This is a genomic window from Pseudomonas sp. NPDC087029 (genome assembly GCF_044745345.1).
Taxonomy (GTDB): Bacteria; Pseudomonadota; Gammaproteobacteria; order Pseudomonadales; family Pseudomonadaceae; genus Aquipseudomonas; species Aquipseudomonas faucium.
The window spans coordinates 713,285-738,936 of the sequence record NZ_JBIVAB010000001.1; the positions used below are offsets into that span (position 1 = coordinate 713,285).

Sequence of the window (25,652 nt, forward strand, 5' to 3'; positions counted from 1 at the left end):
CCGTGACCCTTCCAACTCCTGCCAGAAAAACAAGCAAAGGAGCCCCCATGAAGCCAATCGCTTCGCCCCAGCCGCGCCGCGCCGCTGCCGCCGCCTTCATCGGTACCATGATCGAGTGGTACGACTTCTACATCTACGCCACCGCCGCCGCCCTGGTGTTCGGCGCCTTGTTCTTCCCCTCCGACAACAGCCTGTTCAGCACCATGGCCGCCTTCGGCACCTTTGCCGTGGGCTTTTTCGCCCGGCCACTGGGCGGCATCGTGTTCGGCCATGTGGGCGACCGCATCGGGCGCAAGAAGTCGCTGGTCATCACCTTGCTGATGATGGGCATCGTCACCGTGTGCATCGGCCTGCTGCCGACCTACGCGCAGATCGGCACCGCAGCACCGGTGCTGCTGATCATCCTGCGCGTGGTCCAGGGCATCGCCGTGGGCGGTGAGTGGGGCGGGGCGGTGCTGATGGCCGGGGAGCATGCGCCCAAGGGCCGGCGCAACTTCTTTGCCTCGTTCGCCCAGCTGGGCAGCCCGGCGGGGCTGATCCTCTCGCTGCTGGCCTTTGGCGCCGTCACCCGCCTGCCGGAGGATCAGCTGATGAGCTGGGGCTGGCGCGTGCCGTTCCTGGCCAGCGCGCTGCTGTTGCTGGTGGGCCTGGCGATCCGCCTGGGGGTCAACGAATCGCCCGAATTCCTGGCCAGCCGCGAGCAGGCGCAAAAGGCCCTGCGCAAGGAGCAGGCACCGGTGCTGGAAGTGCTGCGCACCGCCTGGCGCCCGCTGCTGCTGTGCATCGGCGCCAATACCCTGGGCATTGCCGGGGTCTATTTCACCAACACCTTCATGATCAGCTACACCACCCAGCAGCTGCACCTTGAACGCTCGCTGATTCTCGAGTGCCTGTTCTTCGTCGCGATCATCCAGTTCTGCGTGCAGCCGCTGGCCGCCTGGCTGTCGGAAAAACTCGGCGCCACACGCTTTCTGGCCCTGGTCGCGCTGCTGGCCATGGCCTCGCCGTACCCGATGTTCGTGCTGGTCAGCTCCGGCCAAGGGCCGTTGATCGTGCTCGGCATCGCCCTGGCCGCCGCCTGCATGGCCTCGTTCTACGCGGTGATCGCCGGCTACGTCAGCGGCATGTTCGAAACCCGCGTGCGCTACACCGCCATTTCCATGGCCTACCAGGTGTGCGGCGCCATCGCCGGCGGCCTGACCCCACTGATCGGCACCTGGCTGGCCCACACCTTCACCGGGCAGTGGTGGCCGATGGCCGTGTTCTACACCCTGATCGCCAGCGTTTCCCTGGCCTGCGTGCTGGCCCTGTCGCGCCAGTACGCCCGCAGTCAGCAACTGGAACTGGCCTGAATCATTCGTTTTAGTTAGGAGTACCCCTATGTTGAAAAGCAATGGCGAGCGCCTGTGGGCGAGCCTGATGGCCATGGCCGAAGTCGGCGCCACCGCCCGCGGCGGCAGCTGCCGCCTGGCCCTGAGCGACGAGGACAAGGCCGGCCGCGAGCTGTTCAGCCACTGGTGCCGCGAGGCCGGGCTGAGCCTGTCGGTGGACGCCATCGGCAACCTGTTCGCCCGCCGCCCCGGCAGCGACCCGGATGCCGCCCCGGTGATGATCGGCAGCCACCTCGACACCCAGCCCGAAGGCGGCCGTTTCGATGGCGTCTACGGCGTGCTGGGTGGGCTGGAGGTGGTACGGCGCCTGAACGACCTGGGCATCCAGACCCGCAAGCCGCTGGAAATCGCCGTGTGGACCAACGAGGAGGGCGCCCGTTTCACCCCGGCCATGTTCGGCTCGGCGGTGTTCACCGGCACCCTGCCCCTGGAGCAGGCCCTGGCCATCCGCGATGCCGACGGCATCAGCGTGGCCGCTGAACTGCAGCGCACCGGTTACGCCGGCCAGCGCCCGCTGGGCGGCAAGGTCGATGCCTACTTCGAGGCGCATATCGAGCAAGGCCCGATTCTCGAGGACAACGCCAAGGCCATTGGCGTGGTCAGCGGCGGCCAGGCCATCCGCTGGCTGGACGTCACCGTCGAAGGCATGGCCGCGCATGCCGGCACCACGCCGATGCCGCTGCGCAAGGACGCCCTGTATGGCGCCGCGCGGATGATCCAGGCCGTCGAGCAGCTGGCCGCCGATTTCGCCCCGCAGGGCCTGACCACCGTGGGCGAGCTGTCGATTGCCAAGCCCTCGCGCAACACCATCCCGGGTGCGCTGCGCTTCACCGTCGATTTGCGCCACCACCGTGACGAGGCCATCGAGGCCATGGAACGCGACCTGGGCCAGCAGCTGCAGGCCATCGCCGCCCAGCGCGGCCTCAAGGTGCGCATCGAGCGCCACTGGGTCAGCCCGGCGACGCCCTTCGATGCCGACTGCGTGGCCGCCGTGCAGCAGGCGGTGGACGGCCTTGGCTATGCCCAGCAGGCCATCGTCAGCGGCGCCGGCCACGATGCCATCCTGCTGGCGCGCTACTGCCCGACGGCGATGGTGTTCATCCCCTGCGTCGGCGGCCTGAGCCACAACGAGGCCGAAGACGTGCTGCCCGAGGATGCCCGCCAGGGTGTCGACGTACTGCTCAACGCCGTGCTGGCCCGCGCCGGCCGTGTCGAACAAGGAGAAGCCTGATGCGTTGCTACTTCCACCCCGAACAACTGCTGCACCATCCGCGCAGCTACTACTCGCGCGGCGCCATGCGCACCCCGCAGGAAGTCCCCGAGCGCGCCCAGCGCCTGCTGCAGGCGGCCAAGGGCCTGGGCTTCGACATCCGCCAGCCCGACGATGCCGGGCTTGGCCCGCTCAAGGCCGTGCATGGCCAGGCGTACCTGGCCTTCCTCGAAGAGGCCCATGCACGCTGGAAGGAAGTGCCCGAGGACTGGGGCGATGAGGTGATGTCGAACATCTTCGTGCGCGAGCCCAATGCCCTGCGCGGCATCCTTGCCCAGGCCGGGCGCTACCTGGCCGACGGCAGCTGCCCGGTGGGCGAGCACACCTGGCGTTCGGCCTACTGGTCGGCGCAGAGCGCGGTGGCCGCGGCCAAGGCCATCCTCGATGGCGAGCCGGCCGCTTACGCGCTGTGCCGGCCACCGGGGCACCATGCGCGGTTCGATGCGGCCGGGGGGTTCTGCTATGTGAACAATGCCGCGGTCGCCGCCCAGGCCTTGCGCAGCCGCTACAGCCGCGTGGCGATACTCGATACCGACATGCACCATGGGCAGGGGATCCAGGAGATCTTCTACGAACGCAATGATGTGCTGTATGTGTCGACCCATGGTGATCCGACCAACTTCTACCCAGGCGTGGCGGGGTTCGAGGACGAGCGCGGCAGTGGCGCGGGGGAGGGGTACAACCTCAACCTGCCGATGGCCCATGGCGCCAGTGAGGCGGATTTCATGGGGCAGCTGGAGATTGCCCTGGATGCGGTGAAGGACTTTGGGGCCGAGGTGCTGGTGCTGTCGCTGGGGTTCGATATCTACGAGCTGGACCCGCAGAGCAAGGTGGCGGTGACGACCGAAGGGTTCGCGCTATTGGGTGAACGGATTCGGGCGTTGCGCATGCCGTGCGTGATCGTGCAGGAGGGGGGTTATCACCTGGAGAGCCTGGAGGCCAATGCGCAGGCGTTTTTTGCGCAGAAGGGGGATTGGCGGTAGGTCAGGGGCTCGCCACAGCATTTTCACCGCCCAATAGATCGAGCGCCGCCCGCGCGGCGCATCGCGGATAAATCCGCTCCTACATTTGTTGCAACGTGCCACGGTCTGTCAGGCCATGGTTGTCCGCTTTTTGCGCCCGTCGAGAAATCGCGTCGTGCCACCCAGGCTGGCAACCATGGCCTATCAGACATAGGCACGTTGCAACAAATGTAGGAGCGGATTTATCCGCGATGCGCCGCGCGGGCGGCGCTCGATCTCACAAACACCCAAAATCCCGCGACAAGCGCCTAGATCCCCCCCCGGCGCACATGCTTCACCAGCACCTTCTCCAACAACTCCCACATCGCCGGGTCCGTACTGAACGCCACATTGAAGCGCATCCACCCGGTCGGTTCGGCATCGACCATGAACAACTGCCCAGGCCCGAGCATGATGCCTTTCTCCAGCGCATCATCCAGCAGCGCCGCACTGTCCGGAATCGCCGGGTGCCGGGTCCAGATGTACATCCCCTCGTCCGACTCGGTGAACAGCTCGAAGCCCAGCCGGTGCAGGTGCCGGCCCACGTCCTGGTGCGCCTCGGCCAGGCGCTGGCGCAGGCGCTTGAGGTGCTTGCGCCAGCGGCCGTCGATGATCGCCGCGTACACCACGCGCTCCATCACCTGCGAGGTGGTCAGGCCCGAGCGCATCTTCATGTGCAGCAGCTTCTGCGCAAGCTCCGGGTTGGCCAGCAGGTAACCGACCCGCACGTTGGGCGAAATGCTTTTCGAATAGCTGCCCACGTACACCACCTGCTGCAGGTGGTCCAGGCTGGCCAGGCACGGCTGCGGCTCGGCGATCATGTCGGCGTACAGGTTGTTCTCCACCAGGCGAAAGCCATGCTGGCTGGCCAGCTGCAGCAGCCGGTGCAACTGCGGCAGCGGGGTGCGCGAACAGGTCGGGCTGTGCAGGTGCGGCTGGGTGAAGAACGCGGTCGGGCGGTGGTGCGCCAGCAACTGCTCGAGGTGGTTGAGGTCGTAGCCGTTGGGGGTGCGCGGCACGCCGACCAGGGTGGCGCCCTGGGTGCGCAGCACGCTCATCAGGTTGGGGTAGCCCGGGTCGTCCACCAGCACCACGTCACCGGGGCGCACCAGGGTGCGCACGGCCAGGTCCAGCGCCTGGCTGGCGCCGTGGGTGAGCATCAACTGCGCAGGATTGGCGACGATCGACAACTCTTGCTGCAAGTTCTGCGCAGTCAGTGCGCGCAGCTCCGGCAGGCCCATCGGGTCGCCGTAGCCGGACAGCTCCAGCGGGCTGCCGGCCACCTGGCGCAGGCCGCGGCGCAGGCCGTCTTCGTACATCCAGTCGTTGGGCAGCCAGCCGCAGCCCGGCTTGTACGGCAGCTGGCGGGTTTCGAAGATCTGCTGCAGGTACCACTCGGAGTTGAACAATGGTCGAGTGGTGTCGGCTTCGCTGTTGTGGTTGTCCAGCAGCTCGGCCGCTGCGCGGTTGACGAAGAACCCGGCATTGCCCCTGCTCACCAGCAGGCCCTGGGCCACCAGGCGGTCGTAGGCCTCGACCACGGTGAAGGTGCTCACCGAGTACGTGGCGGCGAAGGCCCGAATAGACGGCACCTTGGCGCCTGGCTTGAGGGTCTGGTTGTCGATCAGCTCGCGCAGCCCATCGATGATCTGATTGACCAGCGGGGTCGAGGAGTCTGGGTGTAATTCAAGCATTCCGGGGGCCTTGAAGGGTGCGTAACGCCAAGCGCCTACAGGGTGTATTGCATTGGCGGCCTGTACAGTGCAGTGCGACTTTCCTGCCACTGTGCATGGCTCTATGTGTCATACATTTTTACATTAGGTGTCAGATATCGCCACATAAAGCATGTTCAGTTCGCCCGAGGGGCAAACCCTGGGGCGCGTCAGCAGGCCGCCATGGATGGCCTGCGTGTGTTGCCACACACCTCCTGCCCGCATTAGCACTGATGTACGTGAGGCCGATGACCATCGCGGCCTTGCAGTTTTCCTTGGATAAAAAGAAGCACGGGGTACACAACTGATGGACGCAACATCCACAACCACCACCGCGAAAAGCGGGCACGAGAGCAAACTCAGTGCCTCGCTCAAGTCGCGCCACCTGACGATGATGTCGATCGCCGGGGTTATCGGCGGCGCCTTGTTCGTCGGTTCCGGCAGCGTGATCCACAGCGCCGGCCCGGCTGCTGTCCTGGCCTACCTGGCGGGCGGCATCCTGGTGGTATTGATCATGCGCATGCTCGGTGAAATGGCGACGTCCTCGCCTGACACCGGCTCGTTCTCCACCTACGCCGACCGCGCGATCGGCCGTTGGGCCGGTTTCACCATCGGCTGGCTGTACTGGTGGTACTGGGTCATCCTGATGGCCTGGGAAGCTTATGTGGCGGGCAAGATCCTGCACGGTTTCTTCCCCGATGTGAGCGTCAACGTGTTCGTGCTGGCCACGACCCTGTTGCTGATCACCGTCAACTTCTTCAACGTCAAGCACTACGGTGAGTTCGAATTCTGGTTCGCGCTGATCAAGGTGATCGCGATCGTCTGCTTCCTGATCGTGTGTACCGCCGCGGTCACCAACGTCTGGCAGTTCGGTGAAGTGCGTGGCATCAGCCACCTGACCTCCGAAGGCTTCATGCCCAATGGCATCAGCACGGTGATCGGTGCGCTGCTTGGGGTGATGTTCGCCTTCCTCGGTGCCGAAATCGTCACCATCGCCGCCTCCGAAGCCAAGGACCCGGCCACCCAGATCGTCAAGGCCACCAACTCGGTGGTATGGCGTGTGTGCCTGTTCTACGTCGGCTCGATCTTCCTGATCGTCTGCCTGGTGCCGTGGAACGACCCGCAACTGGGCGTCTCCGGCTATGGCGCCTACCGCCGTACCCTGGAGCTGCTGGGCGTGCCTTACGCCGAGCTGCTGATGAACTTCGTGGTGCTGACCTCGGTGAGCAGCTGCCTGATCTCGGGCCACTACACCGCCTCGCGCATGCTGTTCTCCCTGGCCCAGCGTGGCGACGCGCCGTCGTTCTTCAAGATCACCCGCGCCGGCACCGGCGTACCGGTGTTCGCCATCATCGGTTCGTGCGCCGTGGCCGTGGTCTGCGCGCTGATCAACTTCAGCGAGACCCTGCGCCCGAAAGACGTGCTGGAAACCCTGATGAACACCACCGGCATGATCGCCCTGCTGGTGTACCTGGTGATCGCCTTCTCGCAGCTGCGCATGCGCCGCAAGCTGATCGCCGAAGGCAAGGAAGTGCGCCTGAAGATGTGGCTGTTCCCGTGGCTGACCTACCTGGTGATCGGCTTCATCGTCGCCGCCCTGGTGACCATGGCCTTCATGCCTGACTACCAGATCCTGGTGATCTCCACCGGCATCGCCGCGGCCATCGTGGTGGCCATGGGTGTGGTGCACCAGATCCGCAGCGCCAAGCAGCACTAAGCGCTAGTGGTGGTTCGAAACGGCCGGCTCCCTCGTGGACCCGGCCGTTTCGCGTTGTTGGGCCTGGGGTTGTTCGTCGGGCATGTGAAAGCGCTGGTTCATCCAGGGTGAACCAAGCAGGGCGGCGGCGGCGATCAGGGCCAGGATGGCGAGGGCCAGGAAGGTTTTCATGGGCATGCGCATAATGGGACTGACCCACAGCATAGACTGGCAGTTCCGGCCCTATCGCCGGCAAGCCGGCTCCCACAAGTACCCCACAGGATTTGAGTGTTGTGGGGTACCTGTGGGAGCCGGCTTGCCGGCGATAGGGCCCTCAAGGCCGACAGATGGCTTATGCTGAGCACACTGCCCGCCAAAAGGAGCTGCACATGGCCTGGTCCGCCACCCAGTATTCCCTGTTCGAAGACGAACGCACCCGCGCCGTGCGCGACCTGCTCGCCGCCGTGCCGCCGCGCCCGGTGCGCCATGCCACCGACCTGGGCTGCGGCCCGGGCAACTCCACCGAAGTGCTGCTGCAACGCTGCCCGGATGCCCAGGTGACCGCGCTGGACAGCGACAAGGACATGATCGACAAGGCCCGCGAGCGCAAGCGCCTGCACATCCCGCGGGTGCGCTGCGAGATCGCCGACATCAGCCAGTGGAGCGCCCCCGAGCCGCAGGACCTGATCCTGGCCAACGCCTCGCTGCAGTGGGTGCCCGACCACGGCGCGCTGTACCCGCACCTGGTGCGCCAGCTGAGCGAAGGCGGCAGCCTGGCGGTGCAGACCCCGGACAACCTCGACGAGCCGGCGCACCGGCAGCTGCGCGAGATCGCCGGGCGCGGGCGCTGGGCCGAGAAGTTCGCCGGCTTCAGCCTGCCGCCGCGACACAACGCGGCGTTCTACTACGACCTGCTCAGCCCCCTGTGCAGCCGCGTGGATGTGTGGCGCACCACCTATCACCACCCATTGCCAGGCGGCGCCGAGGCGGTGGTGGAGTGGTTCAAGGGCTCGGCCCTGCGGCCTTACCTGGCCAAGCTGGACGAAGACGAACAGGCGGACTTCCTGCAGATGTACCTGCAGGCGATGCAGCGCGACTACCCGCTGGCCACCGATGGCAAGGTGCTGCTGCCGTTCCCGCGGTTGTTCGTGATCGCTACCCGCTAACGGCGCCGCCAGCGCCGGATCACGTAGCCGTAGATGGCGAGGTTGACCAGCAGCACGATGACGCCCAGCAGCCACTGCAGCTGCGGCGTCAGCCCGGCGGGGTAGATCAGCGGCCAGATGTAGTGCTCGACGAAACCCCCGGGGTAGCCGGCATCGCCGGCAGCCAGGCGCATGCGGTTTTCCCAGTCGGTCAGCGGGCACTCCAGGTGCAGCCCCTCGACCGCCAGGCCCCAGGCCAGCGCGGGCAGGTGCAGGAGCAGGGCAGGGCGCCACCTGAGCACCAGCAGGCCGCCGAACAGCACCAGCAGGATGAAGGCCAGGTGCAGCAGCACCAGGGTGTCGGCGGCTAGGCGAAAGGGCATGGTCGCTAACCCCTCACAACCCTTCCTGCACCATCTGCAGGAAGGTCGCCACCACCCGCCGCGTGCGCTGTTCGCTCAGGCACACCAGGGTTTCGGTCAGGTGGCGTTGGCAATCGACGATCGGCAGCGCACACACCCGCGCATCGGCGCCGAACTCCGCTGCCGACACCACCCCCACGCCAATCCCCACCACCACCGCCTCGCGCGCCGCCTCCCGGCCTTCGACCTGGATCGCCGGGCGGATCCGCAAGCCGGCGCGCTGCATCTCTTCCTCGAGCGTCTGGCGCGTCACCGAGCCCGGCTCGCGCAGCACCAGCGGCGTGTCGTCCAAATCTGCCAGGTTGATCGAGCCACGGCTGGCCCACGGGTGGTTGTGCGAAACGAACGCCACCATCGGGTCGCGGCGCAAGGGCACGCAGAACAGCCGCTCGTCATCGACATCGCGCCCCAGCAGGGCCAGGTCGGCCTGGTAGCTGAACAGCCGGGCCAGCGATTCGTCGGTGTTGCCCGTTTCCACCTTGACCTGGATGCCCGGGTAGCGCTGGCAGAAGCGCGCGATCTGCGGCAGCACGTGCACCGGCGCATCCACCGCCAGCACCAGGCTGCCGGTGTGCAGGGCACGGGAGTCCTGCAGCAGGTCATGGGCCTCGGCCTCGCAGGCGAACAGGCGCTTGCTGATGCCCAGCAGGCGCTCGCCCAGGTCGGTCAGCTGCACCGAACGCTTGTTGCGGTGAAACAGCAAAACACCGAAGCGCTCTTCCAGCTTGCGCACCTGGTCAGACACCGCCGGCTGGGTCAGGAACAGTTTTTCTGCAGCCCGGGTGAAGCTGCCATGCACGGCCACGGCGTGAAACGCCTTGAGTTGAGCGTGGGACACGGACATGACATCTCCAGTAACAAGCTGACCTTATGTGTGAAATACGATAAATCGATTTTTGTTATCAGTCAGCAACTGTTTCCATAGATTTCAGCCCGCCGCCACCGCCAAAAGCGGTCGCCGGGCCCTGGCGCACACACCTGCGCCACCTGACCAATGACGAGCCTCGTCATGCAGTGCGCAACACAACAACAAGACAGGCATTTCTTCACATTCTGCCGGCACACTTGAGCAAGAGGTCAGACTCACCATGAATCAATCCCTAGCCGCGTTGAAGCGCTGGCGCATCCAGATTTTCGCCATCACCTGGCTGGCCTACGCCGCCTTCTATTTCACCCGCAAGGCCTTCTCGGTCGCCAAGCTCGGCATCGGCGAAGACCCCACCTTCATGCTCGACAAGGCCGCCATGGCCAACCTCGACGGCATCTACCTGGCCGCCTACGCCGTGGGCCAGTTCACCTGGGGCATGCTCGCCGACCGCTTCGGCCCGCGCGTGGTGGTGCTGGGCGGGCTGCTGATCTCGGCGGCGGCAGCGGTGGTGATGGGCAGCTATGCGACCTTCCCGATCTTCGCCACCTGCATGCTGATCCAGGGCCTGGCGCAATCGACCGGCTGGGCCGGCCTGTGCAAGAACATCGGCAGCTTCTTCCCGGCCAACCAGCGCGGCCGGGTATTGGGGCTGTGGAGTTCGTGCTACGCCTTCGGCGGCCTGGTCGCCTCGCCGTTCGCCGGCTGGTGGGCCTATACCCTGGTCGGCACCTGGCACGCGGCGTTCTTCTCCAGTGCCGCGGTGGTGGCGGCGGTGGCCGTGCTGTTCTTCTTCCTGCAGCGCAACAAGCCCGAGGATGTCGGCTTGCCGGCGGTGGAGCCCGAGCCGCAGAGCATGGCGCCGGCCGGCAACCTGTGCAGCGTGTGGGCGCCGTTGCGCGAGATCCTGCGCAACCGCACGGTGATGACCCTGGGCCTTGCCTACTTCCTGCTCAAGCCTGCGCGCTACGCGATCCTGCTGTGGGGCCCGGTGATCGTCTTCGAGCAGATGCCCTCGGTGGGCAAGGTTGGCGCGGCGATCATCCCCACCGCCTTCGAACTGGCCGGGCTGCTGGGCCCGATCATCATTGGCCTGGCCTCGGACAAGCTGTTCGGCGCCCGGCGCATGCCGGCCTGCGTGATCAGCCTGGTGCTGCTGACCGTGACCCTGGCGGCGTTCATGGGCGCCATGCACAGCGGCAGCATCGCCCTGGTGGTGAGCCTGCTGTTCGTCATGGGGCTGACCCTGTACGGGCCGGATTCGATGATCAGCGGCGCGGCGGCGATCGACTTCGGCACCGCCAAGGCCGGTGCCACGGCGGCCGGTTTCGTCAATGGCTGCGGCTCGGTGGGGGCGGTGCTCGGTGGCTTGCTGCCAGGCTACTTCGACAGCGTCACGGTGTTCATCGTGTTCGCCGGCTGCGCGCTGTTCTCCGCCCTGGTGCTGCTGCCCCACTGGAACAGCCGCCCGGCCAGCAACGCCCAGGCCCAGGACGTTGCGCCCAACACCAGCATGGCGGTCAAGCCGCTGCGTACCTAGCGCCCGGGCTGGCCGACAAAGCGTGAGATTACTTGTCGATCCGCTGCGCGAGGGCGTATAAACTGCACCCACTTTTTGGCCGGTCGCTTCCTGAACCGGCCGTTGAAACAAAGAGAGTCGACATGGGCGCACAGTGGAAAGCCAAGCATAGAGAAACAGCTGCCAATGCCAAGGGCAAGATCATGGGCAAGCTGGCCAAGGAAATCCAGATCGCTGCCAGGTCCGGCGCCGATCCCGACATGAACCCGCGCCTGCGCCTGGCCATCGTCCAGGCCAAGAAGGCTTCGATGACCCGCGAGACCCTGGACCGGGCGATCCGCAAGGGTGCCGGCCTGGACGGCGATGCCGTGCAGTACCAGGCGGTGAGCTACGAAGGTTTCGCCCCGCACCAGGTGCCGCTGATCGTCGAGTGCCTGACCGACAACGTCAACCGCACCGTGGCGCAGATCCGCGTGCTGTTCCGCAAGGGCCAGCTGGGCGCCAGCGGTTCGGTGGCCTGGAACTTCAAGCATGTCGGCCTGATCGAGGCCACCCCGAACGACGGCGCCGACCCGGAGATGGCTGCCATCGAAGCGGGTGCGCAGGACTTCGAACCGGGTGAGGAAGAGGGCTCGACCCTGTTCATCACCGACACCACCGATCTTGATGCCGTGCAGAAAGCCCTGCCGGAGCAGGGTTTCACCGTGGTGTCGGCGAAGATCGGCTACATCCCGAAAGAACCGGTGAGCGCGGCCAGCCTGGATGCCGAGCAATTGGCCGAGGTTGAAGCGTTCCTCGAGGCGATCGACGAGAACGATGACGTGCAGAACGTCTATGTCGGCCTGACCGACTAAAAGCCGGGCCGCCATGCGGCCAGATCGCCGGCAAGCCGGCTCCCACAGCTTTTCTCTGTGGGAGCCGGCTTGCCGGCGATCTGGCCTATGAATGCACAAAGGGAGCCTGCATGAACCCCACCTTCGCCTCCCTCAGCCTCGCCCACCTGCGCACCCTCGACTGCCTCCTGCAGCTCAAGAACCTCAGCCACGCCGCTGTCCGCCTGGACGTCAGCCAATCGGCCCTGAGCCGCCAGCTGGCCCACCTGCGCGAAGCCTTCGACGACCCGCTGCTGGTGCGCCAAGGCCGCGGCTACGTGCTCAGCGAATACGCCGAAGCCCTGGTCGAACCCCTGCGCCAGGTGCTCGAAGAACTCCAGGCCCTGCGCCAACCCGCCGCGTTCGACCCGGCCCGCTGCGAACGCCGCTTCTGCCTGGCCGCCTCCGACTATGTGGCCGAGCACATGCTGCCGCTGCTGGTGGCCGCGCTGGAGCAGGAAGCCCCGGGCGTGTCCATCGACTACCGCAGCTGGCAGGCCGGCCAGTACGCCATGCTCGCCAGCGGCGAGATCGACCTGGCCACCACGCTGTTCGACGAATCCCCGCCCAACCTGCACGGCCGCCTGCTGGGCGAAGACCGCGCGGTGTGCCTGATGCGCCGCGATCACCCGCTGACGGCCAACGAGCTGCTGAGCCAGGACGACTACCTGGCGTACAAGCACGTGCGCATCTCCGGTGGTGGCGACAAGGACAGCTTCATCGACCGCCACCTGCGCGCCCAGGGCCTGCAGCGCCGGGTGAGCCTGGAGGTGCCGTTCTTCTCGGCCACCGTGCAGGTCATCGGCAACAGCCAGGCGCTGGCCACCGTGCCCGAGCACATCGCCCGCCAGTTGTGCCGCCTGCATGACCTGGCCTGGCGGCCGCTCGGCTTCGTCGCGCATACCCAGCGCTACTGGGTGGTGTGGCACCAACGCCTGCAGGCGTCGGCCGAGCACCGCTGGTTGCGCAACCGGGTGTTCGAGCTGTGGCGCCAGTCGCAGTTCGGGGTGCAGGGTGGGCATGCGGGTTTGCCATAGCAGGTATGCGCCAAGCGGGGTTATTCGGCTGCGAGCAAGTGCCTAGACTGGGGGCATTGTGTTGCCTGTACCGGCCTCATCGCCGGCAAGCCGGCTCCCACAAGGACCGCATGTGGGAGCCGGCTTGCCGGCGATGAGGCCAGAACAGGCACTGGAAAGCCACCAGGAGCCCCCCGTGACCCCCGAACAATTTCGCCAGTACGGCCACCAACTGATCGACCTGATCGCCGACTACCGCCAAACCGTCGCCGAGCGCCCGGTGATGGCCCAGGTCGAGCCCGGCTACCTCAAGGCCGCCTTGCCGGCCGCCGCGCCGCAGCAGGGCGAGCCGTTCGAGGCGATCCTCGACGACGTCAACCAGCTGCTCATGCCTGGCCTGTCGCACTGGCAGCACCCGGACTTCTACGGCTACTTCCCCTCCAACGGCACGCTGTCGTCGGTGCTGGGCGACTTCCTCAGCACCGGCCTGGGCGTGCTCGGCCTGTCGTGGCAATCGAGCCCGGCCCTGAGCGAGCTGGAGGAAACCACCCTCGACTGGCTGCGCCAGCTGCTCGGCCTGTCGGCCCAGTGGAGCGGGGTGATCCAGGACACCGCCTCGACCAGCACCCTGGTGGCGCTGATCTGCGCCCGCGAACGCGCCACCGACTACGCCCTGGTGCGTGGCGGCCTGCAGGCCGAAGCCAAGCCGCTGATCGTGTACGTCAGCGCCCATGCCCACAGCTCGGTGGACAAGGCCGCGCTGCTGGCCGGATTCGGCCGCGCCAACATCCGCCTGATCGCCACCGACGCGCAGTTCGCCATGCGCCCCGATGCGCTGCAGGCGGCCATCGAGCAGGACCTGGCCGCCGGCAACCAGCCCTGTGCCGTGGTCGCCACCACCGGCACCACCACCACCACCGCGCTGGACCCGCTGCGCGCCATCGGTGAAATCGCCCAGGCCAAGGGCCTGTGGATGCACGTCGACTCGGCCATGGCCGGTTCGGCGATGATCCTGCCGGAGTGCCGCTGGATGTGGGATGGCATCGAGCTGGCTGACTCGGTGGTGGTCAACGCGCACAAGTGGCTGGGTGTGGCGTTCGACTGTTCGATCTACTACGTGCGTGACCCGCAGCACCTGATCCGGGTGATGAGCACCAACCCCAGCTACTTGCAGTCGGCCGTCGATGGCGAGGTGAAGAACCTGCGCGATTGGGGCATCCCGCTGGGGCGCCGGTTCCGTGCGCTGAAGCTGTGGTTCATGTTGCGCAGCGAAGGCGTGGAGGCGCTGCAGCAGCGCCTGCGGCGTGACCTGGACAATGCCCGCTGGCTGGCCGAGCAGGTGCAGGCGGCAGGGGAGTGGGCGTTGCTGGCGCCGGTGCAGTTGCAGACGCTGTGCATCCAGCATCGGCCTGCGGGGCTGGAAGGCGAGGCGCTGGATGCGCACACCAAGGCCTGGGCCGAGCGGCTCAATGCCTCGGGCGAGGCCTACGTGACCCCGGCGACCTTGAATGGGCGGTGGATGGTGCGGGTGTCGGTGGGCGCGCTGCCGACCGAGCGCGAGCATGTGCAGCAGCTGTGGGCGCGGTTGCAGAGGGTGGTTGAGGGCTGAGATTGTTGGGGCTGCCTTGCAGCCCTTTCGCGACACAAGGCCGCTCCTACAGGGGACCGCGCTGCTTTGTAGGAGCGGCCTTGTGTCGCGAAAGGGCCGCAAAGCGGCCCCATACGCCCTACAAGTTGGCCACCGCCTGAAAACTCCCCTTGCGCCCAGCCTCAAAAGCGTCCTTCTCCATCGGCCTTGCCTGCGGATTGCCCAAATCCTCCATCGCCAACCGATGCGTCTCCGGCGCAATGTAGGCCGCCAACGCACACAGGCAAGTCACCAGGAACGCCAAGCCACCCACCACCAGCGGAATGTTCTGCGACCCCGGCGGCGCCACCAGTGCGAACAGCGCCGGCAGCATCGCCGTGAGCATGGTGCCGATGTTTTGCGCAATGGCCATGGCCGAAACCCGGTAGCGGGTATGGAACAGCTCCGGGTAGAAGCTTGGGAACACCGCGTTGTACCCCTGGTAGACCATCCCCCACATGACGATGGAGGCGGCAAAGGCCAGCGGCACGTTGTGGATGCTGATCGCGTACAGGTAGACGAACGCCAGCAGGCCCGAACCCAGGCACCCGGCAATCATGGTCGGGCGCCGGCCGATCTTGTCGGACAGGTTGCCCACGAACGGAATCACCAGCACCGCGACGATATTGCCTACCACCGGGATCCACAGGTACACGCTCTTGTCGAAACCGATGCCGTAGGCCGGCTGCACCGCATAGGCTGCGCCAAAGATGGTGGCCACCACCGGGATCACGTTCATCAGGGCCATGAACATCACCAGCACCATGTGCTTCCAGCTGTGCCGGAAGGCCTCGCTGATCGGCGACTTGGCCACCTTGTCCTGCTTCTCTTCCTTCACGAACGCCGGGGTTTCATGCACCTCCTTGCGGATGATGAAACCTGCGATCAGCACCACGGCGCTCATCAGGAACGGAATCCGCCAGCCCCAGTCGTTGAACGCCTCGCTGGGCATGAAATAGGCCAGCGGCAGGAACACCGCCGCCGCCAGTACCTGGCCTGCCTGCACGCCCTGCAGGGTGAAGCTTGCGTAGTAGCCGCGCCGGCCGAACGGGGCGTGCTCCATGATCATCGAGCTGGCCCCGGAGATCTCGCCGGCCACGGCAAAACCCTGGACCAGGCGCAGCACCACCAGCAAGGCCGGGGCGAGGATGCCGATGTCGTGGTAGGTGGGCAGAAGGCCCACGGCCATGGTCGACAGGCCCATCAGGAACATGCACAGCAGCAGCACGTTCTTGCGCCCGCGGGTGTCACCCCAGTGGCCAAGCACGCAGGCGCCGATAGGGCGCGCCAGGTAGCCGACGCCGTAGGTCGCCAGCGAGGCGATGATGGCCATTTTCGGGTCGCTGTTGGGGAAGAAGATCTGCGGGAAAATCAGCGCCGCAGCCTGGGCATAGATGAAGAAGTCGTAGTACTCCAGGGCCGAGCCTATCCAGCCACTGGCAGTGGCTTTCTTCGCTTGGGAGCTTGAGTGGGCCATGCGTTTCTCCGTTGTTCTTGTTGGTTCCCGCACGGCGAGCGTGGGGTTATTTCGGGAGTATGGGTTGAGCGCGCTGGGTCAATGGTTGCTGAGGGCAAGGGGTGAAGCAATTCGCCAAAACGGGTTTTGGGCGATAATCGAACGCAAAACTAACTGTTCCGTACAAAGTGATTGAAGGGTCGACTCTACCCGCCAATAATCGATCCAGCCAGTGCCGTTTCGAGGGTCTGGCGTGTCGCCCTCCCAATAACAAGGAACTCCCCCATGCAGCGTTCGATAGCCACCGTGTCCTTGAGCGGCACCCTGCCGGAAAAGCTCGAAGCCATCGCCGCCGCCGGTTTCGACGGCGTCGAGATCTTCGAGAACGACCTGCTGTACTACGCCGGCAGCCCGCGCGAAGTGCGCCAGCGGTGCGCCGACCTGGGCATCGCCATCACCTTGTTCCAGCCGTTTCGTGATTTCGAAGGCTGCCGCCGCGACCGCCTGCAGAAAAACCTCGACCGCGCCGAGCGCAAGTTCGACCTGATGCAGGAGCTGGGCACGGACCTGGTGCTGGTGTGCAGCAACGTGCAGGCCGACGCGCTGGGCGAGGAGCAACTGCTGGTGGACGACCTGCGCCTGTTGGCCGAGCATGCCGGCCGGCGCGGCTTGCGCATCGGCTACGAAGCGCTGGCCTGGGGCCGCCACGTGAACACCTACCAGCAGGTGTGGAACCTGGTGCGCCAGGCCGACCACCCGGCCCTGGGGGTGATCCTCGACAGTTTCCATACCCTTTCGCTCAAGGGCGACCCGGCCGCGATCGGCGAGATCCCGGGCGACAAGATCTTCTTCGTGCAAATGGCCGATGCGCCGCTTTTGAACATGGACGTGCTGGAGTGGAGCCGCCACTTCCGCTGCTTCCCGGGGCAGGGCGAAATGGACCTGGCAGGCTTCCTCGCGTCGATCCTCGCCAGCGGCTATCGCGGCCCGCTGTCGCTGGAGATCTTCAACGACGGTTTCCGCGCGGCGCCGCCACGGCAGAACGCCGCCGACGGCCTGCGCTCACTGCTGTACCTCGAAGAACAGACCCGCCTGCGCCTGCAGCAGCAAGGCCACGCCATCGAGCCGGGCGTGCTGTTCACCCCGCCGGCTGCGAGTGCCTACGACGGCGTGGAGTTTCTCGAATTTGCCGTCGACGAGGCCGTCGGGGCGCGCCTGGGCAGCTGGCTCAAGCGCCTGGGCTTTGCCGAGGCCGGCAGGCACCGCAGCAAGGCTGTGCGCCTGCTGCGCCAGAACGACATCAACATCGTGCTCAACGCCGAGCCGTACTCGTTTGGCCACAACTTCTTCGAGGCCCATGGCCCGTCGCTGTGCGCCACCGCCTTGCGGGTCAAGGACGAACAGGCCGCGCTGCAGCGCGCCACCGATTTTCGCGGCCAGCCGTTCCGCGGCCTGGTCGGCCCCAACGAATGCGAAGTGCCCGCCGTGCGTGCGCCCGATGGCAGCCTGATCTACCTGGTGGAGCAGGGCGCACAAGGCCCGTCGCTGTACGACACCGACTTCCGCCTGGACCCGGCCGCCACGGCCAGCGGTGGCCTGCAGCGCATCGACCACATGGCGTTGGCCCTGCCTGCCGAGTCGCTGGACAGCTGGGTGCTGTTCTACAAGAGCCTGTTCAACTTCGCCGCCGATGACGAGGTGGTGCTGCCCGACCCCTACGGCCTGGTGAAAAGCCGCGCCCTGCGCAGCCCGTGCGGCAGCCTGCGCCTGCCGCTGAACATCTCGGAAAACCGCAACACCGCCATCGCCCACGCGCTGTCGAGCTATCGCGGCTCGGGCGTGCACCACATTGCCTTCGATTGCGCCGATATCTTCCGCGAGGTGGCGCGGGCCAAAGAGGCGGGGGTGCCGTTGCTGGAGATTCCGCTGAACTACTACGACGACCTGGCCGCGCGCTTCGATTTCGACGACGAGTTCCTCAGCGAGCTGGCCTACTACAACGTGCTGTATGACCGCGATGCACAAGGCGGCGAGCTGTTCCACGTGTATACCGAGCCGTTCGAGGAGCGCTTTTTCTTCGAGATCATCCAGCGCAAGGGCGGCTATGCAGGGTACGGCGCGGCGAACGTGGCGGTGCGCCTGGCGGCGATGGCCAAACGCAGGAGTGGGGCGCTGCGCAAGCCGGTGTTGTAACCGGCTTGGCAGCCGTGGCGTCGGCAAGGCGACGCCACGGCATGGGTCAGGCAGGCACGCCGAGGATGATGTGCGACGCCTTGATCACCGCAGTGGCGCTGACGCCCTGCGCCAAGCCGAGCTCGGCCACCGCCTCGCGGGTGACGATCGCATACACCTTGCTGCCGCCCGCCAGCTCCACCACCACCTCGGTATTCACCGCGCCATCGGAGACGCTCAGCACCTTGCCGGCTAGGCAGTTGCGGGCAGACAGGCGGATGTCGCTGGATTCGGTCATCAGCATCACCCAAGGCGCCTTGATCAGCGCCACTGCTTCCTTGCCAACGGCAATCCCCAGGTTACGCACACTTTCCATCGTGACCACGGCAACCAGCTGCTCACCGCCTGGCAGGGTCAACACGACTTCGGCATTTACGGCACCTTCCTGAACCTGGCTGACCTGGCCCTTGAATACGTTACGTGCGCTGGCTTTCATGGAATCGTCCTTATTTCTTGACTTGTGGGTTAGGTTTTCGCCGCATCATCCCGGCTAGCGCTATGTACTAGCAACCATAGCGTGCCGCATGCAGCCCTCTGCGGGCGAAGGCTTGCCGGCCACTCGACCAACAGCGAGCTTCCCTGCACCGCCGCGCTCACGGATAATCCCCGGCTATTCCAATAAACAGCCCGTGAGTCGGTATGAGCAATCCCGTAGTCAGCCTCGGCCAGCCTGAAGTCGAAGGGGTGCGCAAAGCGCGCAAGAACAACCCCGAGAAAACCCGCGAGGACATCCTCCAGGCCGCCATCAACGAGTTCGTCCAGCAAGGCCTGGCCGGCGCGCGGGTGGACGCCATCGCCGAGCGCACGGCCACCTCCAAGCGCATGATCTACTACTACTTCGGCAGCAAGGAGCAGTTGTACGTCGAGTGCCTGGTCAAGCTCTACGGCGACATCCGCCAGACCGAGCACAGCCTGGACCTGGAGTCGCTGCCGGCCGAGCAGGCGATCCAGCGCCTGACCGAATTCACCTTCGACCACCACGACCACAACGTCGACTTCGTGCGCATGGTCTGCACCGAGAACATCCACTACGGCGAGTACGTGAAGAAGTCGCCGGTGATCCGCGAGATGAGCAGCCTGGTGCTGCAGGCCCTGGACAAGACCCTGCAACGCGGCGTGGCCGACGGGGTGTTTCGCGCGGGCATCGAGGTCATCGACCTGCACATGCTGATGAGCTCGTTCTGCTTCTACCGGGTGTCCAACCGCCACACCTTCGGCCATATCTTCGACATCGACCTGTCCGACGAGCAGATCAAGCAGCGCCACAAGGCGATGATCTGCGACGTGGTGATGCGCTACCTGCGCGCCTGAGCCGCGCTCACTCGCCCAGCCGTTGCTCGCGCGACGGCGGGTAGCCGAAATAGGCCGCGTAGCACTTGCTGAAGTGCGACACCGAGACGAAGCCGCAGGCCACCGCCACTTCCATCACCGACAGGTCGGAGTACTGCAGCAGGCGGCGGCTCTTGGTGATGCGCAGTTCCATGTAGTAGCGCCGCGGCGAGGTGCCGAGCTGGGCCTGGAACAGGCGGTCGATCTGGCGCCGCGAGCGGCCGCTGTAGGCGGCGAGCTGATCGAGGCTGAGGGTTTCCTCGAGGTTGTTTTCCATCAGCTCGACGATGGTGCGCAAATGCAGGCTCATGGACTTCTTCGCCCCCGGGCCGACCTGGCGATAGCGCGCGCCGGAGAACGACAGGATTTCCTCGACGCCTTCGGCCAGGCCGTCGCCATACAGCCGGCGCACCAGGCCGAGCATCATTTCCATGGCGCCATTGGGGCTGGCGGCGGTCAGGCGGTCGCGGTCGAGGGTGAAGCTGGCCGGGGTGATGCGGGTTTGCGGGCTGCGCTCGGACAGGCTGGCGCGCTGCTCGGGGTGGATGCTGCAGCCATAGTCGTCGAGCACCCCGGCGCGGCCGAGGAACCAGGCGCCATTCCACAACCCGCCCAGGGCCATGCCCAGGCTTGCGCAGTCGCCCAGCAGGCGGTCCAGCTCCGGGTACTTCAGCGCGGTGCGCAGGCCGCCGCAGATGATCAGCAGGTCGAGCTCCCTGGGCGGCTCGGCCGCCAGTTCGCTGGCCACCAGCTCCAGGCCCAGGTCGCTCAAGACCCGGTCGCCATCCAGCGACAGCGGGGTGAAGCTGAAGCTGTCGGCGCGCAGCAGGTTGGCGGTGACCAGCACGTCCATGGCCACGGTGAAGCTGGCCATGGAGAAGTGTTCCAGCAGGACGAAATCGACGCGGTAGGGCGCCTGCGGGCTGGCGCTGGCGGACTTGAGCCGCAGCATGTTGCTGGTGCTGGTCTTTTTGCTGAACTGGCGTGGGCTGGGCACTCGGGACTCCGCTTCCTGGCTGGCCGGGTGAGTGTGGGGGCTGGCTGGGGGAAAGACAATCGCCGGGGTGGTGGTGGCGTATTCGAGGTCGTGTTGAGGCAATTGGGCTTGGCGATGGATTTAGGGTGGGGTTGAGATCGAGCGCCGCCCGCGCGGCGCATCGCGGATAAATCCGCTCCTACATTTGTTGCAACGTGCCATGGCCTGTCAGGCCATGGTTGTCTGCTTTTGGCGCCCGCCGAGAAATTGCGTCGTACAAACAAGGCTGGCAACCATGGCCTATCAGGCATTGGTACGTTGCAACAAATGTGGGAGCGGATTTATCCGCGATGCGCCGCGCGGGCGGCGCTCGATCTCAACCCCACCAAAGCTCCTGCGCCAAACACCCCGCAACCCCAGCCAAATCCAACTGAACCCTCACCGCTCCCTGCAACCAAACCCCTTACATGCCAACGGGAGAGTGCTCATGGAAATCGGAACGATCTGGATCATCATCGCAGCCCTGGTCATCATGCTGGAGATCTTCGCCATCTGGCACATCATCGGCAGCGACCGGCGCGCCGAGCGCAAGATGCTGTGGGTCGTCTTCGTCGTCTATGCACCGTTCCCGGGGTTGCTGTTCTGGGCCTGGCGCGGCCCGCGGGCGGTGAAGGGCAGGGCGGTGCTGCAGGAGAAATGAACCCGCCGAGCATCAGGCGCGGGCTGCGCCTGATGCCGCCGGCTGGCCTCAGGCGAGGATGCTGAAGCGGATCGCAGGGCCCAGGCCATCGACCATGAGGCTGGCGTAGAACTTCACGCGGGTCAGTACCTTCAGCTCTTTGAGCTGTTCGTGGATGCGCTCGCGGATCTGCCGCTCGGCTTCATTGATGCGATCGTGCGTGGTGCTGTGGTACAGGTGCACCTCGCCGAGCAGGGTGGTTTCGATCTGTGGCAGGGTGTCCCAGCCGATGTCACGCAGGTGCAGGCGGGCTTGCGCCGCTGCGCTTTCATCGTCATCGCTGCGCGGCTTGATGGTGTAGGCGAGCTGGAAATGGTGCTTGGTCATGGGCATCTCCTTGATGCGTGCAAATGGCTGGCCTCCGTGCCGGAACCTGCAATCTACCGGCTCCCACGCCAGCCGCCTACATACGTGATGTTGGGCGTTTGCCTGCTAATGGCGAAGTTTCCTACAAGGCCTTTCCCACAGGCACAGCACCCCTCCAGAATCCGTGCAATCCCATCCTGTGGGAGCCGGCTTGCCGGCGATAGGGCCGCTACATTCACCCGCAAATCTTCTAGAATTACGCTATTTAGAGCCACCTCCCATGCCGCCCATCGAACTGCTGCCCACCACCGCCGACCAGGCCCACCTGATCCGCAACCTCTACCAGTTCTACGCCTACGAATCCTCCGATTGGGAGCAGGAAGACGTCGAGGTCGATGGGCGCTTCTACATCCACGAAGACCACCTGCAACGCTACTGGCAGTCCCCCGGTTGGAGCGCCACCCTGGTGCTGGTGGACGGCTTCATCGCAGGCTTCGCGCTGGTCGAACGCAGCGAATTGCCGGGCATCGACGCCCTTGAACTGGCCGACCTGTTCATCCTCAAGCGCTACCGCCGCCAGGGCATCGGCCTTGCCGTGGCGCAACAGTTTCTCGGCAACCCCGGTGACTGGCTGCTGCGCTGCTATGCCCACGACCAGGCTGGCGTAGCCTTCTGCAAGGCGGTGGTGGCCGACCTGCCACGCCCGGTGCAGCAGCTGATGCTGGACGATGAGCCTGCCTTGCTCACCTACCGCATCACATCTGCCCGCCACTAAGTCCTGTACGCCACCTGCAAAATTCTGTGACCCACTTCACAAAATCCACTCGCACGGCATAATGCCAGCACCTCTTTCCATCACCCGGCCGCTCTGCGCCGGGGTTCCTTTTCGTGCACGTCGCAGGTTCAGGTAAATTTCATGTCGCTAGTCGCAAGCCCCGACATCATGTACCGGCTGTTGATCCAGAGCGTGGTGGACTACGCCATCTACCTGCTCACCCCCGACGGTATTGTCGCCAACTGGAACCCCGGCGCCCAACGAGCCAAGGGCTACCTCGCCGAGGAAATCGTCGGCCAGCACTACTCGCTGTTCTACAGCGAAGCCGAGCGCGCCGCCGGCCTGCCCGAGCAGAACCTGGAACAGGCACGGCGCACCGGGCGCTTCGAGGAAGTCGGCGCGCGCCTGCGCAAGGACGGCACTGCTTTTCACGCCCATGTGGTGATCGATGCGGTGCGCGATGATGCCGGCCAGCTGGTCGGTTTCGCCAAGGTTACCCGCGACATCTCCGAGCGCCGCCAGCAGGAGCTGGAGCTGCTGCAGGCCAAGGAGCTGGCCGAGCAGTACAGCCAGGAGATGACCCAGCTGTCGCAGTTCCTCGACTCGGTGATCGCCAACATCCCCGCCAGCGTCATCGTCCAGGACCTGCAGAGCCAGCGCATCCTCTTGGCCAACCAGCAGGCCGAGCGGCTGTTCGGCGGGCACGGCAGCATGATCGGGCAGCTGCCCGGCGACTGCATGGCGCCGGCCGCCGCCGACTACCTGGAGCAGCAGCTCAGCCGTGGCGCCCGCAGCGCCAAGGGCTTTGCCGCCGAAACCCGGGTCGATACCCTGCGCGGCCCGCGCACCTTGCGCAGCCGCGCGCTGCTCAGCCAGAACCGCGAAGGCCAGGCCGACTACGTGCTGTTCGTGGCCGAAGACGCCACCGAAGAACTGGCCGCCCACGCGCAGATCCACCACATGGCCCACCACGACGCGCTCACCGGCCTGCCCAACCGCACGCTGTTCAACGAGCGCCTCAAGCAGGCGCTTATCCGCGGCCACGAGCATGACAAGCTGACCGCCGCGCTGTGCCTGGACCTGGACAACTTCAAGAACATCAACGACTCCCTCGGCCACGCCTTCGGCGACAAGCTGCTGCGCGCCCTGGGCAAGCGCCTGCGCCGCGAGCTGCGCGAGCACGACACCCTGGCGCGCCTGGGCGGCGACGAGTTCGCGGTGGTCCTGGCCGGCCTGGACGGCCGCGACGCCGCCTGCATCACCGCCCAGCGCCTGATCGATGCCATCAGCCCGCCATTCCAGATCGAGGGCCACCAGTTCTCGGTGGGCGTGAGCATCGGCATCGCCCTGGCCCCCGACGACAACGAGCAAGCCGAGCAACTGCTGGGCTACGCCGACATGGCCCTGTACGAAGCCAAGCGCAATGGCCGCAACCGCTACGAGTGCTTCCACGTCGAGCTGGACGTCGCCGCGCGCCAGCGCCGCCTGGTGGAAACCGACCTGCGCACGGCGCTGCACCTGGGCCAGTTGCACATGCACTACCAGCCGGTGGTGGACCAGCTGACCAGCAGCGTGACCGGCTACGAGGCGCTGCTGCGCTGGGAGCACCCGACCCGAGGCATGGTCATGCCCATGGACTTCATCCCCATCGCCGAGGAAACCGGGCTGATCCACGAGCTCGGCGACCGCGCCCTGAACCTGGCGTGCCAGGAAGCGGCCAGCTGGGACAGCGAGCAGACCGTGTCGGTCAACCTCTCGCCGGTGCAGTTCAAGAACGCCAACCTGGTGCACACCGTGGCCCTGGCCCTGGCCGACTCGGGCCTGCCGGCGCAGCGCCTGGAGCTTGAGATCACCGAATCGGTGCTGCTGGGCAACAGCGAAGAGAACGTGCGCACCCTGCGCGCCCTGAAAGACCTGGGCGTGTCGATCTCGCTGGACGATTTCGGCACCGGCTATTCGTCGCTGGGCTACCTGCGCTCGTTCCCCTTCGACCGGATCAAGATCGACAAGTCGTTCGTGCACGACATGTGCGACAGCCGCGAGGCGATGTCGATCATCCGCGCCATCACTGAGCTGTCCAACAGCCTGATGATCAAGACCACCGCCGAAGGGGTGGAGTCCGAAGAGCAGATGCAGCGCCTGGCGGCCGAGGGCTGCTCGCATTTTCAGGGCTACCTGTACGGGCGGCCGGCGCCGGCCAGCGAGCGCTTGAAGCAGGTGGTGGCCGCCGGCTGACGGGCCCGCCCCGGGGCATGGGCGGCCCCGGGACAAAGTGGTCGATCAGCGAACGCAAAGCGCCCAAGCCTGCACCTGCGGCCTTGATTGCACGTGGGCAAGCGGCCGTCGGTCTTCTAGAATCGCTGCTGTCGCACTTGCCTTCACCCTGGCGCAGCCGCAGGCCGCGCCGCCGTCGAGATCGCCATGAGTTCCAGCACCCCGTTGTCCGGCGTCAACCAGCCCCTGCGCGGCATCGCCCTGGTGGTGGTGGCGACGTTGCTGTTCGCCAGCCACGACGCCTTGTCCAAGTTTCTCGGTGCGCTGTACCCGATCATCATGGTGGTGTGGGCGCGCTACCTGGTGCACACCTTGCTGATGGCCGCAATCTTCCTGCCCAAGGCCGGCCTCAACGTGCTGCGCACCCGCCGCCCGCTGCTGCAGACCTTGCGCGCGCTGAGCCTGCTCAGCACCAGCCTGTTGTTCACCACCGGCATTCAGTACCTGCCGCTGGCCGAGGCCACCGCGGTCAACTTCCTGGCCCCGGTGCTGGTCACCGCGCTGTCGGCGCCGCTGCTCAAGGAGCGGGTGTCGGTGGCACAGTGGCTGGCGGTGGTGCTGGGGTTCATCGGCGTGCTGGTGGTCGTGCACCCGGGCGGGGCGATGTTCACCCCGGCGATTCTCTACCCGTTCGGCTCGGCGCTGGGCTTTTGCTTCTACCAGCTGCTCACGCGCATCCTGGCCGCCCATGACAGCCCGACCACCAGCAACTTCTACGCAGGCCTGTGCAACACCCTGGCGATGAGTGCGCTGGTGCCGTTCTTCTGGGAAATGCCGCGCTGGGACCATGCCCTGCTGATGCTGGCCCTGGGCGGCTTCGGCATGAGCGCACACCTGCTGCTGACCCAAGCTTTCCGCCATGCCGCACCGGCGCTGCTGGCGCCGTTCAGCTACTGCCAGATCGTCTTCGCCGGGCTGCTGGGCCTGCTGATCTACAACCAGGTGCCCGACAGCGCCAGCCTGCTGGGCATCGCCATCATCTGCTTGAGCGGCCTGGGCGCGGCGTGGATGCAGCGGCGCAAATAAGGC

Annotated in this window: 23 protein-coding genes; 15 read left to right on the forward strand and 8 right to left on the reverse strand. The window is 66.0% G+C overall.

The genetic code is table 11. From position 1 onward, the window contains the following. The first annotated feature begins 47 nt into the window (after positions 1 to 47). The 3 genes from ACIPG5_RS03275 to ACIPG5_RS03285 are packed head-to-tail and all read left to right on the forward strand — an operon-like array spanning position 48 to position 3,644. On the forward strand, positions 48 to 1,352 hold the full coding sequence (locus ACIPG5_RS03275) for an MFS transporter (RefSeq protein WP_314619148.1): 1,305 nt from the start codon (positions 48 to 50) through the stop codon (positions 1,350 to 1,352). A gap of 28 nt (positions 1,353 to 1,380) precedes the next feature. Beyond that, positions 1,381 to 2,622 (forward strand): Zn-dependent hydrolase, encoded by a 1,242-nt coding sequence (locus tag ACIPG5_RS03280; protein ID WP_401373308.1) that lies wholly within the window; start codon positions 1,381 to 1,383, stop codon positions 2,620 to 2,622. Then, positions 2,622 to 3,644: a histone deacetylase family protein gene (locus ACIPG5_RS03285; protein ID WP_176511306.1), complete on the forward strand. Its 1,023-nt coding sequence runs from the start codon at positions 2,622 to 2,624 to the stop codon at positions 3,642 to 3,644. The genes ACIPG5_RS03280 and ACIPG5_RS03285 overlap by 1 nt, the downstream gene beginning before the upstream one ends. 287 nt (positions 3,645 to 3,931) lie before the next feature. Here ACIPG5_RS03285 and ACIPG5_RS03290 read toward each other — a convergent pair whose 3' ends face one another. Beyond that, positions 3,932 to 5,356 carry a PLP-dependent aminotransferase family protein gene (locus tag ACIPG5_RS03290; RefSeq protein ID WP_176518275.1) on the reverse strand — a complete coding sequence of 475 codons (1,425 nt, stop codon included), beginning with the start codon at positions 5,354 to 5,356 and terminating at the stop codon, positions 3,932 to 3,934. A gap of 325 nt (positions 5,357 to 5,681) precedes the next feature. Here ACIPG5_RS03290 and ACIPG5_RS03295 point away from each other — a divergent pair, with 325 nt between their 5' ends. Next, positions 5,682 to 7,091, forward strand: a complete 1,410-nt coding sequence (locus ACIPG5_RS03295; protein ID WP_176518274.1) for an amino acid permease — start codon at positions 5,682 to 5,684, stop codon at positions 7,089 to 7,091. A 3-nt stretch (positions 7,092 to 7,094) separates the two neighbouring features. Here the strand turns inward: ACIPG5_RS03295 and ACIPG5_RS03300 are convergent, their stop codons facing one another. Further along, entirely contained in the window at positions 7,095 to 7,274 is a 180-nt protein-coding gene (locus ACIPG5_RS03300) for a hypothetical protein (protein WP_236193772.1), read from the reverse strand. A 185-nt stretch (positions 7,275 to 7,459) separates the two neighbouring features. On the opposite strand from ACIPG5_RS03300, the gene tam reads away from it, so the two are divergent. Further along, positions 7,460 to 8,236, forward strand: coding sequence for a trans-aconitate 2-methyltransferase (gene tam / locus ACIPG5_RS03305; protein ID WP_236238307.1), 777 nt, complete (start codon positions 7,460 to 7,462; stop codon positions 8,234 to 8,236). Here the strand turns inward: tam and ACIPG5_RS03310 are convergent. Both ACIPG5_RS03310 and ACIPG5_RS03315 read right to left on the reverse strand, forming a co-directional pair. Beyond that, positions 8,233 to 8,598 (reverse strand): DUF2784 domain-containing protein, encoded by a 366-nt coding sequence (locus tag ACIPG5_RS03310; protein ID WP_401373311.1) that lies wholly within the window; start codon positions 8,596 to 8,598, stop codon positions 8,233 to 8,235. The genes tam and ACIPG5_RS03310 overlap by 4 nt on opposite strands. Positions 8,599 to 8,611: 13 nt before the next feature. Further along, positions 8,612 to 9,481 carry a LysR family transcriptional regulator gene (locus ACIPG5_RS03315; RefSeq protein WP_314617995.1) on the reverse strand — a complete coding sequence of 290 codons (870 nt, stop codon included), beginning with the start codon at positions 9,479 to 9,481 and terminating at the stop codon, positions 8,612 to 8,614. Between the two features lie 244 nt (positions 9,482 to 9,725). Between ACIPG5_RS03315 and ACIPG5_RS03320 the strand changes: the two genes are divergently transcribed. The 4 genes from ACIPG5_RS03320 to ACIPG5_RS03335 all read left to right on the forward strand — a co-directional run bounded on the left by ACIPG5_RS03320 (position 9,726) and on the right by ACIPG5_RS03335 (position 14,518). Continuing rightward, the gene (locus ACIPG5_RS03320; RefSeq protein ID WP_401373313.1) at positions 9,726 to 11,042 is read left to right on the forward strand and encodes an MFS transporter; all 1,317 of its coding nucleotides are present in this window, start codon (positions 9,726 to 9,728) and stop codon (positions 11,040 to 11,042) included. 122 nt (positions 11,043 to 11,164) lie between these two features. After that, positions 11,165 to 11,875, forward strand: coding sequence for a YebC/PmpR family DNA-binding transcriptional regulator (locus ACIPG5_RS03325; protein ID WP_176516697.1), 711 nt, complete (start codon positions 11,165 to 11,167; stop codon positions 11,873 to 11,875). Between the two features lie 110 nt (positions 11,876 to 11,985). Further along, a complete protein-coding gene (locus ACIPG5_RS03330; RefSeq protein ID WP_401373315.1) occupies positions 11,986 to 12,930 on the forward strand; it encodes a LysR family transcriptional regulator in 945 nt (314 codons plus the stop codon). A 175-nt stretch (positions 12,931 to 13,105) separates the two neighbouring features. Next, the gene (locus ACIPG5_RS03335) at positions 13,106 to 14,518 is read left to right on the forward strand and encodes a DOPA decarboxylase (RefSeq protein ID WP_401373317.1); all 1,413 of its coding nucleotides are present in this window, start codon (positions 13,106 to 13,108) and stop codon (positions 14,516 to 14,518) included. A 118-nt stretch (positions 14,519 to 14,636) separates the two neighbouring features. Here the strand turns inward: ACIPG5_RS03335 and ACIPG5_RS03340 are convergent, their stop codons facing one another. Continuing rightward, a complete protein-coding gene (locus ACIPG5_RS03340) occupies positions 14,637 to 16,013 on the reverse strand; it encodes an MFS transporter (RefSeq protein ID WP_401373319.1) in 1,377 nt (458 codons plus the stop codon). 264 nt (positions 16,014 to 16,277) lie between these two features. On the opposite strand from ACIPG5_RS03340, the gene quiC reads away from it, so the two are divergent. Then, positions 16,278 to 18,185: a 3-dehydroshikimate dehydratase QuiC gene (gene quiC / locus ACIPG5_RS03345; RefSeq protein ID WP_401373321.1), complete on the forward strand. Its 1,908-nt coding sequence runs from the start codon at positions 16,278 to 16,280 to the stop codon at positions 18,183 to 18,185. Positions 18,186 to 18,231: 46 nt separating this feature from the next. Here the strand turns inward: quiC and ACIPG5_RS03350 are convergent, their stop codons facing one another. Next, positions 18,232 to 18,660 carry a molybdopterin-binding protein gene (locus tag ACIPG5_RS03350; RefSeq protein WP_401373323.1) on the reverse strand — a complete coding sequence of 143 codons (429 nt, stop codon included), beginning with the start codon at positions 18,658 to 18,660 and terminating at the stop codon, positions 18,232 to 18,234. A 203-nt stretch (positions 18,661 to 18,863) separates the two neighbouring features. Here ACIPG5_RS03350 and ACIPG5_RS03355 point away from each other — a divergent pair, with 203 nt between their 5' ends. Next, positions 18,864 to 19,535: a TetR/AcrR family transcriptional regulator gene (locus tag ACIPG5_RS03355; protein ID WP_176516687.1), complete on the forward strand. Its 672-nt coding sequence runs from the start codon at positions 18,864 to 18,866 to the stop codon at positions 19,533 to 19,535. Positions 19,536 to 19,542: 7 nt separating this feature from the next. On the opposite strand, the gene ACIPG5_RS03360 is transcribed toward ACIPG5_RS03355, so the two are convergent. Continuing rightward, positions 19,543 to 20,550, reverse strand: a complete 1,008-nt coding sequence (locus ACIPG5_RS03360) for a GlxA family transcriptional regulator (RefSeq protein ID WP_236238320.1) — start codon at positions 20,548 to 20,550, stop codon at positions 19,543 to 19,545. Between the two features lie 466 nt (positions 20,551 to 21,016). Between ACIPG5_RS03360 and ACIPG5_RS03365 the strand changes: the two genes are divergently transcribed. Beyond that, positions 21,017 to 21,229: a hypothetical protein gene (locus ACIPG5_RS03365; RefSeq protein ID WP_401373325.1), complete on the forward strand. Its 213-nt coding sequence runs from the start codon at positions 21,017 to 21,019 to the stop codon at positions 21,227 to 21,229. Between the two features lie 48 nt (positions 21,230 to 21,277). On the opposite strand, the gene ACIPG5_RS03370 is transcribed toward ACIPG5_RS03365, so the two are convergent. After that, positions 21,278 to 21,595: a hypothetical protein gene (locus ACIPG5_RS03370; protein ID WP_176516681.1), complete on the reverse strand. Its 318-nt coding sequence runs from the start codon at positions 21,593 to 21,595 to the stop codon at positions 21,278 to 21,280. A gap of 259 nt (positions 21,596 to 21,854) precedes the next feature. On the opposite strand from ACIPG5_RS03370, the gene ACIPG5_RS03375 reads away from it, so the two are divergent. The 3 genes from ACIPG5_RS03375 (at position 21,855) to ACIPG5_RS03385 (ending at position 25,649) form a co-directional block, all read left to right on the forward strand. Further along, positions 21,855 to 22,349, forward strand: coding sequence for a GNAT family N-acetyltransferase (locus ACIPG5_RS03375; protein WP_401373327.1), 495 nt, complete (start codon positions 21,855 to 21,857; stop codon positions 22,347 to 22,349). 141 nt (positions 22,350 to 22,490) lie between these two features. Continuing rightward, on the forward strand, positions 22,491 to 24,584 hold the full coding sequence (locus tag ACIPG5_RS03380; protein WP_401373329.1) for a putative bifunctional diguanylate cyclase/phosphodiesterase: 2,094 nt from the start codon (positions 22,491 to 22,493) through the stop codon (positions 24,582 to 24,584). A 186-nt stretch (positions 24,585 to 24,770) separates the two neighbouring features. Then, complete coding sequence (locus tag ACIPG5_RS03385; protein WP_176516675.1) at positions 24,771 to 25,649, forward strand: DMT family transporter; 879 nt, start codon at positions 24,771 to 24,773, stop codon at positions 25,647 to 25,649. Positions 25,650 to 25,652 lie beyond the last annotated feature (3 nt).

What these genes read in the sequence shown, in the direction of transcription:
- ACIPG5_RS03325 (WP_176516697.1), top strand. Translation starts at nt 11,165, where the DNA reads ATGGGCGCACAGTGGAAAGCCAAGCATAGAGAAACAGCTGCCAATGCC.
- ACIPG5_RS03295 (WP_176518274.1), top strand. Translation starts at nt 5,682, where the DNA reads ATGGACGCAACATCCACAACCACCACCGCGAAAAGCGGGCACGAGAGC.
- ACIPG5_RS03365 (WP_401373325.1), top strand. Translation starts at nt 21,017, where the DNA reads ATGGAAATCGGAACGATCTGGATCATCATCGCAGCCCTGGTCATCATG.
- ACIPG5_RS03300 (WP_236193772.1), bottom strand. Translation starts at nt 7,274, where the DNA reads ATGCGCATGCCCATGAAAACCTTCCTGGCCCTCGCCATCCTGGCCCTG.
- ACIPG5_RS03350 (WP_401373323.1), bottom strand. Translation starts at nt 18,660, where the DNA reads ATGAAAGCCAGCGCACGTAACGTATTCAAGGGCCAGGTCAGCCAGGTT.
- ACIPG5_RS03275 (WP_314619148.1), top strand. Translation starts at nt 48, where the DNA reads ATGAAGCCAATCGCTTCGCCCCAGCCGCGCCGCGCCGCTGCCGCCGCC.
- ACIPG5_RS03320 (WP_401373313.1), top strand. Translation starts at nt 9,726, where the DNA reads ATGAATCAATCCCTAGCCGCGTTGAAGCGCTGGCGCATCCAGATTTTC.
- ACIPG5_RS03290 (WP_176518275.1), bottom strand. Translation starts at nt 5,356, where the DNA reads ATGCTTGAATTACACCCAGACTCCTCGACCCCGCTGGTCAATCAGATC.
- ACIPG5_RS03370 (WP_176516681.1), bottom strand. Translation starts at nt 21,595, where the DNA reads ATGACCAAGCACCATTTCCAGCTCGCCTACACCATCAAGCCGCGCAGC.
- ACIPG5_RS03340 (WP_401373319.1), bottom strand. Translation starts at nt 16,013, where the DNA reads ATGGCCCACTCAAGCTCCCAAGCGAAGAAAGCCACTGCCAGTGGCTGG.
- ACIPG5_RS03380 (WP_401373329.1), top strand. Translation starts at nt 22,491, where the DNA reads ATGTCGCTAGTCGCAAGCCCCGACATCATGTACCGGCTGTTGATCCAG.
- ACIPG5_RS03280 (WP_401373308.1), top strand. Translation starts at nt 1,381, where the DNA reads ATGTTGAAAAGCAATGGCGAGCGCCTGTGGGCGAGCCTGATGGCCATG.
- ACIPG5_RS03375 (WP_401373327.1), top strand. Translation starts at nt 21,855, where the DNA reads ATGCCGCCCATCGAACTGCTGCCCACCACCGCCGACCAGGCCCACCTG.
- ACIPG5_RS03330 (WP_401373315.1), top strand. Translation starts at nt 11,986, where the DNA reads ATGAACCCCACCTTCGCCTCCCTCAGCCTCGCCCACCTGCGCACCCTC.
- tam (WP_236238307.1), top strand. Translation starts at nt 7,460, where the DNA reads ATGGCCTGGTCCGCCACCCAGTATTCCCTGTTCGAAGACGAACGCACC.
- ACIPG5_RS03310 (WP_401373311.1), bottom strand. Translation starts at nt 8,598, where the DNA reads ATGCCCTTTCGCCTAGCCGCCGACACCCTGGTGCTGCTGCACCTGGCC.
- ACIPG5_RS03385 (WP_176516675.1), top strand. Translation starts at nt 24,771, where the DNA reads ATGAGTTCCAGCACCCCGTTGTCCGGCGTCAACCAGCCCCTGCGCGGC.
- ACIPG5_RS03285 (WP_176511306.1), top strand. Translation starts at nt 2,622, where the DNA reads ATGCGTTGCTACTTCCACCCCGAACAACTGCTGCACCATCCGCGCAGC.
- ACIPG5_RS03315 (WP_314617995.1), bottom strand. Translation starts at nt 9,481, where the DNA reads ATGTCCGTGTCCCACGCTCAACTCAAGGCGTTTCACGCCGTGGCCGTG.
- quiC (WP_401373321.1), top strand. Translation starts at nt 16,278, where the DNA reads ATGCAGCGTTCGATAGCCACCGTGTCCTTGAGCGGCACCCTGCCGGAA.
- ACIPG5_RS03355 (WP_176516687.1), top strand. Translation starts at nt 18,864, where the DNA reads ATGAGCAATCCCGTAGTCAGCCTCGGCCAGCCTGAAGTCGAAGGGGTG.